At 64.3% G+C, this 16,150-nt stretch carries 15 protein-coding genes and 1 riboswitch; of the genes, 7 read left to right on the top strand and 8 right to left on the bottom strand.

Going from position 1 to position 16,150, the window contains the following annotated elements:
- Window positions 1–391: 391 nt before the first annotated feature.
- Window positions 392–760 (bottom strand): hypothetical protein, encoded by a 369-nt coding sequence (locus U5805_RS01875; RefSeq protein WP_322101722.1) that lies wholly within the window; start codon window positions 758–760, stop codon window positions 392–394.
- A gap of 179 nt (window positions 761–939) precedes the next feature.
- Here U5805_RS01875 and U5805_RS01870 point away from each other — a divergent pair, with 179 nt between their 5' ends.
- Both U5805_RS01870 and dapF read left to right on the top strand, forming a co-directional pair.
- Window positions 940–2,415 (top strand): PLP-dependent aminotransferase family protein, encoded by a 1,476-nt coding sequence (locus tag U5805_RS01870; RefSeq protein WP_322101721.1) that lies wholly within the window; start codon window positions 940–942, stop codon window positions 2,413–2,415.
- Between the two features lie 12 nt (window positions 2,416–2,427).
- A complete protein-coding gene (dapF, locus tag U5805_RS01865) occupies window positions 2,428–3,243 on the top strand; it encodes a diaminopimelate epimerase (protein ID WP_322101720.1) in 816 nt (271 codons plus the stop codon).
- A 123-nt stretch (window positions 3,244–3,366) separates the two neighbouring features.
- On the opposite strand, the gene U5805_RS01860 is transcribed toward dapF, so the two are convergent.
- The gene (locus tag U5805_RS01860) at window positions 3,367–4,785 is read right to left on the bottom strand and encodes a CoA transferase (protein WP_322101719.1); all 1,419 of its coding nucleotides are present in this window, start codon (window positions 4,783–4,785) and stop codon (window positions 3,367–3,369) included.
- A gap of 150 nt (window positions 4,786–4,935) precedes the next feature.
- Window positions 4,936–5,658, bottom strand: a complete 723-nt coding sequence (locus tag U5805_RS01855; protein ID WP_322101718.1) for a haloacid dehalogenase type II — start codon at window positions 5,656–5,658, stop codon at window positions 4,936–4,938.
- Between the two features lie 219 nt (window positions 5,659–5,877).
- Between U5805_RS01855 and cls the strand changes: the two genes are divergently transcribed.
- A complete protein-coding gene (cls, locus tag U5805_RS01850; RefSeq protein ID WP_322101717.1) occupies window positions 5,878–7,149 on the top strand; it encodes a cardiolipin synthase in 1,272 nt (423 codons plus the stop codon).
- Window positions 7,150–7,293: 144 nt separating this feature from the next.
- Here the strand turns inward: cls and U5805_RS01845 are convergent, their stop codons facing one another.
- A complete protein-coding gene (locus tag U5805_RS01845; RefSeq protein WP_322101716.1) occupies window positions 7,294–8,184 on the bottom strand; it encodes a LysR substrate-binding domain-containing protein in 891 nt (296 codons plus the stop codon).
- A gap of 108 nt (window positions 8,185–8,292) precedes the next feature.
- On the opposite strand from U5805_RS01845, the gene U5805_RS01840 reads away from it, so the two are divergent.
- A complete protein-coding gene (locus U5805_RS01840) occupies window positions 8,293–8,892 on the top strand; it encodes a LysE family translocator (protein WP_322101715.1) in 600 nt (199 codons plus the stop codon).
- Between the two features lie 2 nt (window positions 8,893–8,894).
- Entirely contained in the window at window positions 8,895–9,299 is a 405-nt protein-coding gene (locus U5805_RS01835; protein WP_322101714.1) for a cupin domain-containing protein, read from the top strand.
- 20 nt (window positions 9,300–9,319) lie between these two features.
- On the opposite strand, the gene U5805_RS01830 is transcribed toward U5805_RS01835, so the two are convergent.
- Window positions 9,320–9,643 carry a DUF190 domain-containing protein gene (locus U5805_RS01830; RefSeq protein ID WP_322101713.1) on the bottom strand — a complete coding sequence of 108 codons (324 nt, stop codon included), beginning with the start codon at window positions 9,641–9,643 and terminating at the stop codon, window positions 9,320–9,322.
- A 352-nt stretch (window positions 9,644–9,995) separates the two neighbouring features.
- A riboswitch (Fluoride riboswitch) is annotated at window positions 9,996–10,067 on the bottom strand.
- Window positions 10,068–10,382: 315 nt separating this feature from the next.
- On the opposite strand from U5805_RS01830, the gene U5805_RS01825 reads away from it, so the two are divergent.
- Window positions 10,383–12,299, top strand: a complete 1,917-nt coding sequence (locus U5805_RS01825) for an SMP-30/gluconolactonase/LRE family protein (RefSeq protein ID WP_322101712.1) — start codon at window positions 10,383–10,385, stop codon at window positions 12,297–12,299.
- 172 nt (window positions 12,300–12,471) lie between these two features.
- Here the strand turns inward: U5805_RS01825 and U5805_RS01820 are convergent, their stop codons facing one another.
- A complete protein-coding gene (locus U5805_RS01820; protein ID WP_322101711.1) occupies window positions 12,472–12,873 on the bottom strand; it encodes an FKBP-type peptidyl-prolyl cis-trans isomerase in 402 nt (133 codons plus the stop codon).
- A gap of 64 nt (window positions 12,874–12,937) precedes the next feature.
- The gene (locus U5805_RS01815; RefSeq protein WP_415914517.1) at window positions 12,938–13,942 is read right to left on the bottom strand and encodes an AraC family transcriptional regulator N-terminal domain-containing protein; all 1,005 of its coding nucleotides are present in this window, start codon (window positions 13,940–13,942) and stop codon (window positions 12,938–12,940) included.
- 94 nt (window positions 13,943–14,036) lie between these two features.
- On the opposite strand from U5805_RS01815, the gene U5805_RS01810 reads away from it, so the two are divergent.
- Complete coding sequence (locus tag U5805_RS01810; protein ID WP_322101710.1) at window positions 14,037–14,897, top strand: oxidoreductase; 861 nt, start codon at window positions 14,037–14,039, stop codon at window positions 14,895–14,897.
- A gap of 41 nt (window positions 14,898–14,938) precedes the next feature.
- On the opposite strand, the gene argE is transcribed toward U5805_RS01810, so the two are convergent.
- Entirely contained in the window at window positions 14,939–16,108 is a 1,170-nt protein-coding gene (gene argE, locus U5805_RS01805; protein WP_322101709.1) for an acetylornithine deacetylase, read from the bottom strand.
- Window positions 16,109–16,150 lie beyond the last annotated feature (42 nt).

Raw genomic sequence — 16,150 nt, 5'->3', positions numbered from 1 at the left:
ATTCGCTATAAAACTGCGTTAGTGCCGCTGTTTTTTTCGCGCTGCATCAAGCAGGGAGGCGAATTATGCAGGGCCTAAGATCACCCGTCAAGCGAATCTAGAATATTTTTTTGAACACGCCGGAACCGCGGAAAAACGCCCCGTCGCGCCGCGGAACAGGGACATGTCACACCCAAGCCCAGCACAATCTGCATCGCTTCGCAATGGGACGCTCCAAAAAAATCTAATTAGTGCCATTCGACTCGACTCAATGCATGCGTTGCCCTAAAACGCAATGCCAGTCAAACGGTCCATGATTTTCCTCGCAAGATTCGCCGAATCCATTCGATCGAACCGCGATCGAATTCGACGAATCATCGTCCTATCATGAGCCATGCGACTCGCGTGCGAACTATGAATTAACCCGCTGCTTTTCAGCGGAATTGCGCCGCAAGCGCCCCAAGCGCCGTAACAAGTCCCACGAAACAATCCACGCGAGCGCAACCGTCCACGGCTTCGCCGTCGACGGCGGCAACATCAGACCCGTCACCGCGACAGCGCCGGAAACATAAATCTCGACATAGCCGTGCGAAGAAAAAACGTAATGCTCGCCCTCTTCCAGCAAACGCGACATCGCCGGCGCGGAATCGAGCAGCCAGTCCAGCGATTCGTCGCGATAGCTCAACCGCAACACGCCGTCCAGCGCCACGATGGCGCTGCCGCGTTTCACGCGAATCACGTGCATCCGGTTGGGAAGATACTGGCGCTGTTGCGTGTCCATTGGCGTTTCGCTCCGGTACGTGAAATCGCTTGAGCGTACTGGCCAAAACCAGGCTTGCGGTAGACTCAACAACGCGCAATCTGTTGCGTAACACGCCGCGAGAATGCTCGACTGTTTCGGTTGAAATCCGCATTCTCTGTATCTGGCGATTCAGCGGGCTTTCGAGCAAGATCGACGCAATGCCGCTTTCCCACGACGACCCGCGCACGCATCTGCCGATGCCCGACGAACCGCTCTACGAGCGCCTCGCGGAACACTATCGCCGCATTATTCGAGCGGGAACGCTCGCGCCCGGCGACCGCATGCCGTCCGTGCGCGCGTTCATGAAGCAGCATCGCGTCAGTCTCTCCACCACGCTACAAGCGCTCAGGCGCCTTGAAGACGCTGGCTGGCTGCTGGCGAAACCGCGCGCCGGTTACTTCGTGCGGCCGGCCGTCGCGTCGAAACTGGCGGGCGTTCAGGAACCCGAAGTCACATCGTTGCCATCCGGTGCGCAATTCGTTGGCTTGCACGAAACCATTTCCCGCGTTATCGAACACGCGCATGCATTTCCTGATGCGCTAAATCTCGGCGGCGCGACAGCCGACGCCCAACTCTATCCGACCGCGCGCCTGCAATCGCTGACCATGCGCCTGTTGCGGCGGCGGCCCACGCTGCTGACCGAGCCGGGAACGCCCGGCGGCGCCGCCGAATTCCAGCAGACGATGGCAAAGCGCGCGCTGTCCCACGATGTCGTGATCTCGCCCGACGAAGTGATCGTGACCTCGGGCGGCGTGGATGCGGTGAACCTCGCGCTGCGCGCCGTGGCTCAGCCGGGCGACACCATCGCCATCGAATCCCCCGCGTTCTTCGGCTTGCTACAGATTCTGGAGAGCCTCGGCCTGCGCGCGCTCGAGATTCCCACGAGCCCCACCACCGGCATTTCGCTCGAAGCGCTCGACGTGGCGCTGAGCGCGTACCCAACCGTCAAAGCGCTGGTCGTCGTGCCGCACTTGCAGAATCCGCTCGGCAGCGTCATGCCCAACGAGCGCAAGGCGGAACTGGTGCGACTGTGCGCGCGTCATGGGGTGGCCATCATCGAGGACGACCCTTACAGCGAACTCGTCGAGCCGGGCAGCGCGGCGCGACCGATCAAGTCCTGGGACCGCGAAGGCAACGTCATCTATTGCCCGTCGCTCAGCAAGGTTTTCGCGCCCGGCATGCGCCTCGGCTGGATGTCCGCGGGCCGCTGGCATAGCCGCGTGAAAATGCTGAAGTTCACGCAAAGCCGGCTCAGCGAAACCTTGCCGCAACTCGTCGCGGCCGAATTCATCGGCACCGGCGACTTCGACCGGCACTTGCGCCGGCTGCGCGAGCGCTTGCGCGCGCAGCGCGACGACACTTGCAACGCCGTGGCGCGTTACTTTCCGCATGGCACGCGGTTGAGCCCGCCGGCTGGCGGCCTGCTGCTGTGGGTCGCGCTGCCGGAAAACATCGACTCCGAGAAGCTGTTCGAAGCGGCCCTCGCACAAGGCATACGCGTCGCGCCCGGCTTCATCTTTTCCAATTCGAACCGGTTCGATTCGTTTATCCGGCTCAGTTGCCCGAAACCCTTCGATCGCGACATGGAGATGGCGATTCGCCGCCTCGGTCAGCTTGTCGAAACCATCGCCTGAGCAGGACGCATCATGACGCTTCCGTTCGTGAAAATGCACGCCAATGGCGACGACTTCGTCGTCATCGACCTGCGCGGCAAAACGCATTCGATCACGAGCGAATTCGTCCGCCGTATTGGCGACCGGCATCGCGGCATCGGCTTCAATCAGCTTGCGGTCATGTTCGATTGCGACGATGCGGCTGCGCGCATCATGTTCTGGAATCCTGATGGATCGCCGCTCGCGACCTGCGGCAGCGCATCGCGCGGCGTGGCCGATCTGCTCATGCGCGAAGCCGGTACGGCCTCTGTCGTGTTGCGCTCCGGCCGTGGCTTGCTCAGTTGCGTGCGCGATTCGGCGCAGCGCATCTCGATCGACATGGGCAAGCCTTTATTCGCCTGGTCGGACATTCCGCTCGCCGTGCCGGCAGACACGCAGGCGTTGCCGCTGCCGGGCGGTCCCATTGCTTGCAGCATGGGCAATCCGCATTGCACCTTCCTGGTCGACGACGTGACGATGGTCGACGTCGCGGCACTTGGCGCGCGGATCGAAACCGACCCGCTGTTCCCCGACGGCACCAACGTACACTTCGTTCAGGTGATCGACCGCAATCGAATCCGCCTGCGCATCTGGGAACGCGGCGGCGGCATTCCGGCCGGTTCCGGCTCGTGCTGCTGCGGCGCGGCGGTCAACGGCATGCGGCGCGGTCTGCTGAATCCTACCGTCGATGTGCAATGCGACGGCGGCACCGTCAACGTGCAATGGAACGGTAACGATGGCGTGATCCTGACTGGCCCCGTCGAGCCGGTCTTTCATGGCACGATTGCGAGCCGTTATCTGAATCGTTAGGAAACCGAATCATTTTTTTCGAACCGACAGGGCGGTTGCTTCGCGGCCTCCCAGCGCATTAAACACGCGACCAGCGAAATCCATATAGCCTTCCGCACCCAAGCCCCCGCGCATTCAGCGCGTTCATGCTTGCGCGAGCCACTGCGCTTCGTATTCGCCCAACGCCCGCGCCGGATATGACCACACCAACGGCGCGCCTTCCACCTGCAAGGGCGGATACAGCCTGACGGCCGGTCCCCACGACGTGTTCTCGACTTGCGCCGCCCGATCCTCCGGCACCTCCGGCTCGAGCGCGACCACCTCGCTCATCGGCTCCGTCCGCAACGACAACACCACGGCCGTGCGCGCAAGCGACGCCCTCGCCTCCGTGCCCACGCCTTGCGTCAAGCGCGTCGTGAGCCCGCGCAACGCGGCCGTCGCCAGCAGATAGCCGGTCGCATGGTCGATCGCCTGAACCGGCAAGCTCACCGGCTTGTCGCTTTGCGCGATGCGCATGCCCGCATCGGCAATGCCCGCGCTCATCTGGATGAGGCTGTCGAAGCCGCGCCGGTAACGCCATTCGCCGGTCCAGCCGTACGCATCGAGCGACACGTCGATCAACGCTGGATTCAGGCGGCGCCTTTCTTCGGCGCCGAGACCGAGTCGCGCCAACGCGTCGGCGCGGTAGCCGTGTACGACGATATCCGCCTCGCGCAGCAACTGCTTCAACGTGTCGAGATCGGTGCGCATCTTCAGGTTCAGACGCGCGCACCGCTTGCCGAGCACGACCTCGGGCACCGTGCCCGGCTCCTCCCAGCCATGAGGGTCGATACGCAGCACGTCCGCGCCCAGGCCCGCGAGCAAGCGCGTGGCGACCGGCCCGGCCAGAATGCGCGTCAGGTCGAGCACGCGCACGCCGCGCAAGGGCCGGTCTCGCGCGGGCCGCCATGCGCGCCCGGCGGCTTCGCCCGTCCTGTGTACGTAGAGCAACGGCTCGGCGGCCACCGACCGGCCCTGCGGATGCGCCGCCCACTCCTGCTGCGAGTACATGGCCGCCGCGCAACCGCCGCGCTCGACAACGGCCGCTTCGAGCGCCGCCGCGTCCCAGCGGCTCACGGCGCGCGCGACCGCTTGCGGGTCCACGGCGCAATCGAGCACCGACAACGCGGCCTGCCGATGATGCGGCGCATTGGTATGCAGGCGAATCCAGCGATCGCGCGCGCGATAGTTGCCGGCCACCACGTCCCATACCGGCGGCAGTGTCCACCCTTGCGGACGCAACGAAGTGCCGAACCAAAGCGAAGCCATGCGCCGGTCCACGCGCACGGCCGGCAACGCGCCGGTCCCGGCGAGCAGCAATTCCGCGACCGCGGCGCCGGCCGCCGCCACCGCGGCCGTGGCGAAGTCCGTCACGCGAAACGCCGAGATCAACTCGCCCGCGCCGCCCAGACTCACGGCATCGAGCAGCGGCGCACTGCCGCCTTCCGCTTCCCAGAACGTGCGCAAATAGTGCAGCGCGGGATCGGTCCCGGTCGCGCCCGGAGATTGAGGATCGGCTCGCATGTTCGCCTCGCAGGGGTTCGTGTGCAGCACACGATCGGCGCAATCGCATGCGCTGTCAATCTTGATCGACTCGATCAATATGTTGTTGCGAAAGCGCACTCGTCGCATGTGCGGCGACCTCCCGCTCACGTGCCTCGTCTGGCGCGGGTTTCAACTCGCACAACCCAGTTGATCCGCGAGTTCGTTCAGATCGCCGGCCACGAAATCCCAGTCGGCTTGCGCGTTCAAATCGGTGGTCTGATGCGGCCCGTGTTCCGTGGGCCGCGCGACGAAAGCCGTGCTCAAACCGCACCGCCGCGCCGCCGCGAGATCGCCGTTATGCGCGGCCACGAGGCAGAGTTCGGCCGGCGCGAGGCCGAGAATCTCCACGGTGCCGGAGTAGACCTGCGGCGACGGCTTATAGGCACGCACCACTTCCGCGCCGAGAATGGCGTCCCACGGCAAACCGGCGCGCTTCGCCATGTCCACCATCAAGCGGATATTGCCGTTCGACAACGGCGCCACGATGAATTCACGCTTCAGTCGATGCAGCGCCGGCACGGCATCCGGCCAGGGGTCCAGACGGTGCCATGCAAGATTGAGCGCATCGACTTCCGCTTCGGCGGCTCCCGCGATGCCATGACGACTCAACACCTTCACGAGATTCTCGCGATGCAGCACGTCGAGTCGCGTGTAGGGCCGGCGTCCGCTACGGATTTCCTCCATCGACGGCGAATACTCGCGCCGCCACTGATCCGCGAAGTCGAATGCATCGACATGCGGCGCGTAACGCTTTAGAAAAGGCGCGACGTCTCGTGCCACGCCGCTTCTCCAGTCGACAACCGTGCCGAATACGTCGAACACGAGGGCTTTGATTTCGATACGTGCGTTCATCTCACTCACTTGAAGAAGGAAAACGGCAATCGGCTTAAATCGGTCTCATCTTGAAGCACCGAAACGCCTGGTTCGCCCGAATTTCGGCGATGACGCCTTTCGCGCCGCCGGCAGGTTGGAAAAGGCGCGAAAGGACGAAAGGACACCGAGACTATCCCCAAACCGGAACGCTCGTACACTACAAGGCCCGGACAAAGGTTCGCTACGCGAGGCCCGTGCATGCCAACGATTGCCCTGATTCTCCTCACGGTCGTGATCACGCTCATTGTCGTGCTGGTGATCGCGAATCTCACGAGCGGCGAAAAGAAAATCGAGCACAAGATCGAGCGCCTTTACGCGAGCGACGATCCGCAGTTCCAGCGCTCGATGGGCCTGCTGCTCGGTCCGCCCGTCGTCGGCGGCAATCGTTTCGACGTCCTTATCAATGGCGACGAGATTTTTCCGTCGATGCTGGAAGGCATTCGCGCGGCGGGCCACACCATCACCTTCGAAACCTTCATTTACTGGTCCGGCGGCATCGGCGAGAAAATCGCCACGGCGCTCTCCGACCAGGCGCGCGCGGGCGTTGCGGTGCATGTGCTCCTCGATTGGGTGGGTTCGTCGAAAATGGACAAGCGCTATCTGCGCATGCTGCGCGAAGCAGGCGCGGAAGTCATTCAGTATCACAAGCCGCACTGGACCGGCCTCGGCCGCATGAACGACCGCACGCACCGCAAGCTGCTCGTGATCGACGGCTATATCGGCTTCACGGGCGGCGTGGGAATCGCCGACGAATGGACCGGTCACGCGCAAAACGAAAAGCACTGGCGCGACACGCACTTTCGCGTCGAAGGCCCCGTGGTCGGCCAGATGCAGGCGGTGTTCATGGACAACTGGGTCAAGGCCACCGGCAACGTGCTGCACGGCGAGCATTACTTTCCGGCCATTGACGCCGCGGGCGACGGCCGCGCGCACATGTTCAGCAGTTCGCCCTCGGGCGGCAGCGACGACATGCAGCTCATGTATCTGATGGCGATCACCGCCGCCACGCATTCCATTCATTTGTCGAGCGCGTACTTCGTGCCCGACAAGCTCACGATCAACGCGATCGTCGAGGCGGCGAAGCGCGGTGTGAAGGTGCGCATCATCACGCCGGGAAAACGCATCGACACGCATACGGTGCGCGAGGCGTCGCGCGCGTGCTGGGGCGACCTGCTTGCGGCCGGCGTCGAGATGTACGAATACCAGCCGACGATGTTCCACTGCAAGCTGATCGTGGTCGACGAACTTCTGGTGTCGGTCGGCTCGACGAACTTCGACAACCGCTCGTTCAAGCTCAACGACGAAGCCAATCTCAACATCTACGATCACGATTTCGCGCGCCGCCAGACCGCGATTTTCGACGAGGACGTGGCTCACGCGAAGCGCATCACGCTCGACGACTGGCGCCGCCGCCCCCTGACCGAAAAACTGCTGGAACGCGTGGTCGCCATGCTCGATCCGCAGCTTTGAGTTTGCTGCATTCGTCCTGCCGTAACGTGGCCGCCGATCTTCCGACCGGCCGCAAAGGAAGCCGCCATGAACGACATGCAACGACTCGCCTCTCTCACGCCGCGCGGCAGCAAGGCGCGCAAACGGGCCGCCATGACGCGCTGATCAAGCCACTTTCGCCAACCCCGCGCGCGCCATGCGGGCGTCGCCCGCCATCGACTCGCGCACGCAACGCGCGAATTCCAGCGCGGCCGGCTGCACCGCCGCGGGCAAACGCAGGCAAATCGCGAACGGCGGCAGCGCGGGCAAACCGGCCGCATGCGGCGCAAGCGTTTCCAGATCGCCCGGCACCGTGGAAACGAGCCAGGCCGTGACGGCGAGGCCCGCGCGCACCGTCGCGGCCGTGGCCTCGATGTTGCCGCTCTCGAACACCGTGCGCCACGCAATGCCTTCATCCGCGAGCGCGCCCAGCACCACGGGACGAAATGCGCAGCGCTCGTCCACCATCGAAAGCGGCAACGGCCGTTTCTGCCAGGCATCGCTGCCGCGACCCGTCACCCATACGAGCGGCTCGACGCGAATCACCTCGCCCTGCGCTTCGCTCGCCGCGTATTCGACCAGCGCGACGTCCACGCGGCCGCTTTCCACCGCCTCGCCCAGTTCCGGCGACGCCGCGCATGCGAGCGAGATTTCAACGAGCGGATTTGCCTCGGCGAACGCTTTCATCGCGGGCGCGAGCGGTGTGACGAGATCGTATGGCACGCCCACGCGCAAGCTGCCGCGCAGCGCCTGACCGCTCATATCGGCCCAGATTTCGTCGTTCAGGCGCAGCAACTGGCGCGCCTTCACGAGAAATTGCTCGCCCTGGCGCGACAGTTCCAGCTTGCGCGCCTTGCGCACGAACAGCAGGCAGTCGAGCAGGTCTTCGAGACGCTTCACCTGCTGGCTCACGGCGCCCTGCGTCATGTGCAACAGGTTGGCGGCCACGGTCATGCTGCCGCCGTCGGCAACGGCCACAAAGGTGCGGATCAGGGCGAGGTCGAGATTGCGGATCATTCACGCATTATGCCGCGTAATGCATCGCATCAAGATTATTGGTTTTGATAATGCATGAAGGGTCCGTAGAGTGCAGGTCTCGCCCACGCTCGCACCTTTGAACCGCCGATGGCTTCCGTTCTGCCCCTGCTTCTGTTCGTCGTCGTCGCGACCGTGACGCCCGGCGGCGCCACCACGCTCGCCACCGCCTCCGGTGCGCGCTTCGGCTTCGCGCGCTCCGTTCCGCTGATGCTCGGCATCGCGCTGGGGCTCGCGCTGCTCGCCGCCGTCGCCGCGTTCGGGCTAGGCGGCCTTCTGCTTGCCGCGCCCACGCTGCAAACCGCCGTGAAAGCGCTCGGCTCCGCGTATTTGCTGTGGCTCGCGTGGCGCATCGCGCGCAGCGGGCCGCCCCATGCCGGCGCGTCCAGCGGCGGCCCGGCGCAGCCCGTCACGCTGGCGAATGGTTTTCTGCTGCTCTGGCTGAACCCTAAAAGCTGGGCGATGACGATGGGCGCGGCCGCCTCGTTCGCGTCGCTCGCGCCCAGTCCCGCGCGACTCGCCCTGCTGCTCGGCGCGGCCTTCGGCGTGGCCGCGTGCGTCTCGCTCGCGCTGTGGTGCGCGCTGGGCGTGGTGCTTGCCCGGCTCTTTCGCACGCCGCGCCACTGGCGCATGCTCAATCTCGCGATGGGCTTGCTGCTCGCCGTTTCCGTCATTCCCACCTGGAAATAATCATGGCTCTCACGCCGCTTGCCGCGCCGTTCGCGGAATCGTTCGACCTCGAAGCCGCGTTCGCCGATATCACGCAATACTGGTCGCCCAAGGTCGTCGCGCAAGTCAACGATCAATACGTGAAAGTCGCGAAAGTGCGCGGCCAGCTCGTCTGGCACGACCATGCTCAGGAGGACGAACTATTCTTCGTCGTGCGCGGGCATCTGAAGATCGAATACGAAGGCGGACGCGTCGTCGAGCTGCCCGCCGGGTCGATCCACGTCGTGCCGCGCGGCACGCAGCACAACCCCGTTGCCGATGACGAATGCTGGATCGTGCTGATCGAGCCGGTGCGGACGAAGCACACAGGCGACGTCGATTCGCCGCTCACGCGCACGATCGACGAACAACTGCGCCGTTCGAACTGAGCCGCACCGGCTCGCTCGAATCAACCCGCCGCGCGCCCGACGCGCCCGAATTCGACCGGCACCTTCACATAGGCGAGGTCGATGTCCTCTTGTGCCAGCGCCTCCATCAAGCGCTGGCACGCGGCCTCGTCGACGGAAATCGTGACCGCGATCGGTTGATCGGCCATTTCGAAAAAATGCGCGGAATGAAAGCGGCCCGCATGGTCGAATCCTTCCGCGCCGTTCATCAGCGTGCCGCCCACGGCGCCGTGGCGTTCCGCGAACTTCAGCAGCCAGTCGCAGACCGGCATGTGCTCGTGACGACGGCTTTGCTCGGTGAAAAACGTCAACTGATAGCCCTGCATGGGAAGCTCCTTTTAGACGTGTCGAAACCATGGCCGGAAAACCGGCACGCGCTCGCGCAGCCGATGACGGCGAGGGGGCCGATATCGGCACTGAATAATCCGGTCGCCATGAGTGTCGTGACGACCGGCATGTTCGTGGCCCTGAAAACCCCGCGCCGAAGCCACTGCCCGCCAGCGGCGAGCGCCGTGACAAGACTGGCGGCGAGCCGCCATGCCCCGAAATACGGCGGCAGATCGAATGGTTCCAGACGGCGAAATCGGTGCATGGTCAGGTGCAGAAAAATTTCGGGCTGACCGGCGAAGAACTGCGAATGAGAGCTGAGACAAGCGCCCACAGCTCCGACGACGGTCAGTAACTGTAGGCGTCATTAACCGCGAACGAACGCGCGGTGGTTAATGGAGGAACGCCATCTCCAGCAATCTGACTATACACGAATCCCGCACGCTTACGAACGGCCATAGACTCGAACGCATGCCGGCGAAAACGCGGCACTGCGCATGCGCAGGGTTCGCGCACCGGCCGCGAGCGCTCAGTCATGTTGCATCGTTCGACACGCGCGCACGCGAATGACTGCCGAGCTTGCCGTCCCGGAGAAGTCGATTCGGGTTTTCTGCGTACACTCCCTGAGCGTGCGAAAAGCAAGAAATACCGCTGCAAACAAGGCGTTTTTTCAATGTCGATCGTCTTATGCGCCGTGCGTGAAAACACTCGCGGCGCGCCTTCAAGGACCTATTTCGCATGAGTACGAAACGGATTCGCGCGGCCTTGCTGGGCCTCTTCGTCGCCGCGCTGGCAGCCGCCGCGCACGCGCAATACACGACCGACTGGCTCGCCAACACCCACGGCACGCTAGCGTCGCACGTGGGCAACGGCGCGCGCTCCATGTGGGTCGCGCCCGAAGGTGTCATCTATACGTCATCTCGCTGGGACGAAAACGCGGGCGGCGTGGCCATGTACCAAAACGGTGCGCTGCTCGGCACCCTCGGCGCGCACGACGAGTTCCAGGGCGGCGCGATAACGGGCAACGCCACGTCGATTTTCGTTGCGCTCGGCTATAACCGCACCTTCGGCAGCGGCTCGGTGGGCCGCTACAACCGCAGCTCGAACACGCAGGACTTGCGCATTCCCGTGAGCACCTGGACCGGCATTCAATATGCCGACGTCATCACCGGACTCGCGACGTCCGGCACGCTGCTTTACGTCAGCGACTTTTACGGCAACCGTGTGCGCGTCTACACGACCGACGGCGTCTGGCAACGCGACATCGCCGTGCAGCAGCCTGGCGCGCTGGCCGTCGACAGCGCGGGCAACCTCTGGGTCGCGCGCCAGAGCGCGGGCGTCGTGGCGCAATTCAGCGCGGCGGGCGCGGCGATGAACACGATCCAGATGGCTGCGGGCGCGCGGCCATCGGCGCTCGACTTCGACGCTTCGACGAACCAGTTGCTCGTGGGCGACGAAGGCCCCGACATGAACATCAAGCTCTACACGCTTGCCGGCGCGCCCGCGCAGGTCGGCACCTTCGGCGTGCAAGGCGGCTATCTCGACACCACGACGGGCATCAAGGGACAAGTGGGCGACAAGCGCCTCATGCGCGTGGTGGGCATCGGCAAGGACTCGACCGGCAATCTTTACGTGCTCGACAACGCGTGGGGCGGCGGCTGGGATCTGGGCCGCAACGGCAGCACGCACATTCAGTCGTACAACCCGGCCGGCGCGTTGCAATGGACCTTGCAGGCGCTGAATTTCGAAGCGGTGGCGGCGCCCGATCCGGCCACGGACGGTGCGTACTTCTATAGCGGCAACAACGTCTACACGGGCACGGCGGGCGGCAGTTTCGTCGCGAATACGATCGACCCGTTCACTTATCCGACCGATCCGCGCCTGAACATGAACGACTATCAGCGCGGGCAACACTTCGGGCAGATCGTTTCGGTTGGCGGCAACCGCATTCTCGTGGCGTCGGGCCAAAACCCCGACACGTTCAACTTCTATCACTTCAGTCCGTCGAGCGGCTACATCGCGATTCCCGACGGCTCGATTCCGGGCAAGCCGTTCAATACGAGCCTGACCGTGACGGCGGGCTTTGCGATCGACGGCAACGGCGACGTGTGGGCCGGCCTCGACCGCACCAACCAGATCTATCACTATCCGCTCGCGGGTTTCGATGCCACGGGAAAGCCCTCGTGGGGCGCGGCCGTCACGACGCAGATACCGCGCACCTCGTTGCCGCTCGCGCGCATCGTCTATCAGTCGGACAGCGACACGATGATCCTCGCGCAAGGCATTCCCGGAAGCGTCGACTGGACGGCGATGAACGGGCATATCGAGGTCTATCGCGGCTGGAAGGCGGGCAATACGGGCGCGCCGAGCCCCGTCATCAATCTCGCGAGCGCGAACCCCAAGTCGATTGCGGCGGCGGGCCATTATCTGTTCGTCGGTTACGTGCATACCGTACCGAACGTCGACGTCTACGATCTGAACACGGGCAGCCTGGTCACGACGCTCACCAACTCGAATCCCACGGCGATGGACGTGGGTAACGACGTCGATTCGATGTACGGCATTCGCGCGTATCTGCGCTCGACCGGCGAATATGTGATAACGAAAGATAACTACAACGGCACGAGCGTGGTGGTGTATCGCTGGCGTCCTTAGCAGCGCCGGTCGATCCGCTCCCGAACGACGCTGATGGCGCTTCGCGATGCGCCGGAAGCCGGCGTTCGGATGGCGGTGTTCGAATGAAGCGCCCGGGATCGGCAGTTAGTTGCGTAAGGAGGCGCGAAAAAAGCGCGCGAGCCGCGCGCTTTTGCTGCCGTACCGATGCCGATTATTGCTCGCCGATCCCGAGCAGTTCGATTTCGAACGTCAGCTCGCTGTTCGGCGGGATCGGGCCGACGGCGCGATCGCCGTAGGCGGTGGCCGCCGGGCAAGTCAGCCGGGCCTTGCCGCCCACCTTCATCTTCTGCACGCCCTGGGACCAGCACGGAATCACGCGGTTGAGCGGAAACGTGGCCGGGCCGCCGTGCTTCGCGGAAGCGTCGAATTCGGTGCCGTTGGCGAGCGTGCCGCGATAGTTCACGCGCACCACGTCGTCGGCGGTGGGCTGCGGGCCGGTGCCCTGCTTGAGCTGCTCGACCACCACGCCCGAGGGCAGCTTCTCGACGGGATTGGCGGCGAATGCGCTGGAAGCGACGGTCGCCGCGGCAAGTAAAGCGATCAGTGATTTCATGTTTGGTCCTCGTTGAACGATCCGCCGATTATATCGGGTGGCCGCTCGCGCTTTGCGCTCAAGCTCAATGCGACGCAACATAGACCGCGCCGGCGAACGCCTCGGGCAGCGCGAAACTCTCACGCATGCGCCGGGTTTCCGCCGCGGGCGTCAAGCCAAACAGACGCTTGAATTCACGGCTGAACTGCGAAGCACTTGTGTAACCCACCGCATGACTCGCGGCCTCGGCGGTCAGATCCTGACGCACCATCAACAAGCGCGCCTGATGCAGCCGCGTGGACTTCACGTACTGCATCGGCGAAACCTGCGTGACCGTCTTGAAGTGGCTATGAAAACTCGGCACGCTCATGCCCGCCGCCCGGGCGAGTTGCGCGACGTCGAGCGACTGCGCATAGCCCGCGTGAATCAGGCGCAGCGACTTGCCGATGCGGCCGAATTGCCCGCGCATCGCCAGCGCCGCGCGCATCGAGCCGCCCTGCGCGCCCGTCAGCACGCGAAAATACAACTCGCGCAGCAAACCCGGACCCAGCACCGCCGCTTCGAGCGGACGATGCAGCGCCTCGAGAAAGCGCAACACGGACATCTGCATCGCGTCGTCCATCGGCGTCGACATCATGCTTTGCGGCGCTGCCACGCGCGCGTTGTCATGCGCGTTGTCATGCGCCTCGTCATGCGCCTCGTCATGCAATCCCGCGCTTTCGCCGTCGATCTGCGCCGCGAGTTCGGCGGCGAGCGTGAAGTCGAGATGCAGATAAAGCGCAAGCAGCGGACGCTCGGGCGTGGCGTCGGTTTCCATGCTGAACGGCACGGGCACGGACACCGCGAGGTAGTGATGCTCGTCGTAGAGATAAAGCTGCTCGCCGAAATAACCGCGCTTGCGCCCCTGACAAACGATCACGATGCCGGGATCGTACAGAACCGGCGTGCGCGCGAGCGCGCGATTGGCGCGCAGAATGCGCACGCTCGGCAACGCCGTGAGGTTGTAGCCCTCTTCAGGCGCGAGCGCGCGCAGCAGCGCGGCCATGCGCTTCTGGCTGCGCGCGGAAAGATCGGTGCGTTTGGCGCTCATAGTTTTGTGCAAGAAATTCAACGGAATTCGACTTACCCGCCGGGAGTCGCCAGACTAGTATGCACTTTCCAAACGTTATTCGGGAGAAGCTTCGATGGCAACCAGCAAGATTCTGCTCATCACCGGCGTAAGCAGCGGCTTTGGCCGCGCCCTTGCGCAAGAAGCGCTGGACGCGGGCCATACGGTCGTGGGAACGGTGCGCGGCGAGGCAGCCAGGCGCGAGTTCGAATCGCTCGCGGCACAGGGCGCAAAAGACGCGAAAGACACCCGGCGCGCGGTGGGTGTCGTGCTCGACGTCACCGACTTCGATGCGATCGACGCCGTGGTGGCGCATGTCGAGTCCAGCGTGGGACCGGTGGACGTGCTCGTCAACAATGCGGGCTACGGCCACGAAGGCATCATGGAGGAGTCGCCGCTTTCCGAAATGCGGCGTCAATTCGACGTGAACGTATTCGGCGCGGTGGCGATGACGAAGGCCGTGCTGCCCTTCATGCGCGAGCGGCGGCGCGGCCACATTCTCAACATCACGTCGATGGGCGGCCACATCACAATGCCAGGCATTGCTTACTATTGCGGCAGCAAGTTCGCGCTCGAAGGCATCTCCGAGGCGCTCGGCAAGGAAGTAGCGTTGTTCGGCATCGCCGTGACCGCCGTGGCGCCGGGTTCGTTCCGCACCGACTGGGCAGGCCGTTCGATGGCGCGCACGCCGCGTTCGATCGCCGACTACGACGCGGTATTCGATCCGATCCGCAAGGCGCGCGAGGAAAAAAGCGGCAAGCAGCCCGGCAATCCGAAGAAGGCCGCGCGCGCGATGCTCGCGGCCATCGGCTCGGAAAAGCCGCCTGCGCATCTTTTGCTCGGCAGCGACGCGCTCGGCCTCGTGCGCGGCAAGCTCTCGGCATTCGCGGAGGAAATTCGCGCGTGGGAAACCGTCACCGTTTCGACGGACGGTTAAATGCGCCGCGCGCCGCGCGCCGCGCGTCGTGCCTTGCGCGCTTACTTCGCGAGCAGACCGGCGAGGCGCGCCATCATCGCGTCGCAGCGCGCGAGTTGCTCCAGCGTCACGAACTCGTCGGGCTTGTGGCCCTGATCCATGCTGCCGGGGCCGCACACCACGGCGGGAATGCCGGCCGCGTCGTACAGGCCGCCTTCGGTGCCGAACGCCACGGTGCCGAACGCGCGTGCGTCGGCCGCCACGCCGCTGATTGCCGCGATCAGACGCGCGCCGTCGCTCTGCGGGTCCGTGGCGAGTCCCGGATACGCGTTGAGCGGCTCGAAGCGAATATCGGTGTCCGGCTGCACCGCGCGCATTTTCGGCAGCAGGGTTTCGCTTGCGTAGGCTTCGAGCTGCTGCGCCACGCTCTGAATGTCGAAGCCTGGAATCCCGCGTACCTCGAAGTCGAAATCGCATTCGGCCGGCACGATATTGAGCGCGCGCCCGCCGCGAATCAGCCCGGCCTGCACGGTCGAAAACGGCGGATCGAAACGCGCGTCGTGATGCTCCGGTTGCGCGAGCATTTCGCCGATCTGTTCGAGCTTGTCGATCAGGCGCGCCGCGTAATGAATGGCGTTGACGCCTAACGGCGCATACGCGGAATGACACGCCGCGCCGCGCACGCAGCAACGCATCGCCATTTTTCCTTTATGCCCGAGCACGGGCCGCATTTCCGTGGGTTCGCCGATCACGCACACCGCCGGCCGCAAACCGCGCTTTTGCAGTTCCGCCAACAACGGCCGCACGCCGACGCAACCGATTTCCTCGTCATAAGAAAACGCGAGATGAACCGGCACGGCAAGCGGCCGCTGCAAAAACAACGGCACCGCCGCCAGCACGCAAGCCAGATAACCCTTCATGTCCGCCGTGCCGCGCCCATACAGCCGGCCGTCTTGCTCGGTGAGTTCGAAAGGCGCGACCGTCCACGCCTGCCCCGCCGCCGGCACGACGTCCGTATGGCCGGAGAGCACCACGCCGCCATCGGTTTGCGGCCCGATCGTCGCGAACAGATTGGCCTTCGTGCGCGCATCGTTGTAGAACAGCTCGCTCTCCACGCCCAGATCGGCCAGGTAAGCCCGGATGAATTCGATAAGCTCGAGATTCGAGTCGCAACTGACGGTGGGAAATCCAATCAGCGTGGCAAGCATGTCCTTGCTCGACGGCGTATTCATGACGTGACCTGAGAGAGTTGAAATGAACTGACTGGCAATTCG

The organism is Paraburkholderia sp. J41, assembly GCF_905220235.1.
GTDB lineage: Bacteria > Pseudomonadota > Gammaproteobacteria > Burkholderiales > Burkholderiaceae > Paraburkholderia.
Note: the sequence above shows the minus strand (reverse complement) of the source record. Positions and strands in the feature narration are given on the sequence as shown.

Bases quoted from the DNA above. Each gene is read 5' to 3' on its own strand.
- dapF (WP_322101720.1), top strand. From the start codon at position 2,428: ATGACGCTTCCGTTCGTGAAAATGCACGCCAATGGCGACGACTTCGTC.
- U5805_RS01860 (WP_322101719.1), bottom strand. From the start codon at position 4,785: ATGCGAGCCGATCCTCAATCTCCGGGCGCGACCGGGACCGATCCCGCG.
- U5805_RS01835 (WP_322101714.1), top strand. From the start codon at position 8,895: ATGGCTCTCACGCCGCTTGCCGCGCCGTTCGCGGAATCGTTCGACCTC.
- argE (WP_322101709.1), bottom strand. From the start codon at position 16,108: ATGAATACGCCGTCGAGCAAGGACATGCTTGCCACGCTGATTGGATTT.
- U5805_RS01825 (WP_322101712.1), top strand. From the start codon at position 10,383: ATGAGTACGAAACGGATTCGCGCGGCCTTGCTGGGCCTCTTCGTCGCC.
- U5805_RS01830 (WP_322101713.1), bottom strand. From the start codon at position 9,643: ATGCAGGGCTATCAGTTGACGTTTTTCACCGAGCAAAGCCGTCGTCAC.
- U5805_RS01810 (WP_322101710.1), top strand. From the start codon at position 14,037: ATGGCAACCAGCAAGATTCTGCTCATCACCGGCGTAAGCAGCGGCTTT.
- U5805_RS01875 (WP_322101722.1), bottom strand. From the start codon at position 760: ATGGACACGCAACAGCGCCAGTATCTTCCCAACCGGATGCACGTGATT.
- U5805_RS01840 (WP_322101715.1), top strand. From the start codon at position 8,293: ATGGCTTCCGTTCTGCCCCTGCTTCTGTTCGTCGTCGTCGCGACCGTG.
- U5805_RS01845 (WP_322101716.1), bottom strand. From the start codon at position 8,184: ATGATCCGCAATCTCGACCTCGCCCTGATCCGCACCTTTGTGGCCGTT.
- U5805_RS01815 (WP_415914517.1), bottom strand. From the start codon at position 13,942: ATGAGCGCCAAACGCACCGATCTTTCCGCGCGCAGCCAGAAGCGCATG.
- cls (WP_322101717.1), top strand. From the start codon at position 5,878: ATGCCAACGATTGCCCTGATTCTCCTCACGGTCGTGATCACGCTCATT.
- U5805_RS01855 (WP_322101718.1), bottom strand. From the start codon at position 5,658: ATGAACGCACGTATCGAAATCAAAGCCCTCGTGTTCGACGTATTCGGC.
- U5805_RS01870 (WP_322101721.1), top strand. From the start codon at position 940: ATGCCGCTTTCCCACGACGACCCGCGCACGCATCTGCCGATGCCCGAC.
- U5805_RS01820 (WP_322101711.1), bottom strand. From the start codon at position 12,873: ATGAAATCACTGATCGCTTTACTTGCCGCGGCGACCGTCGCTTCCAGC.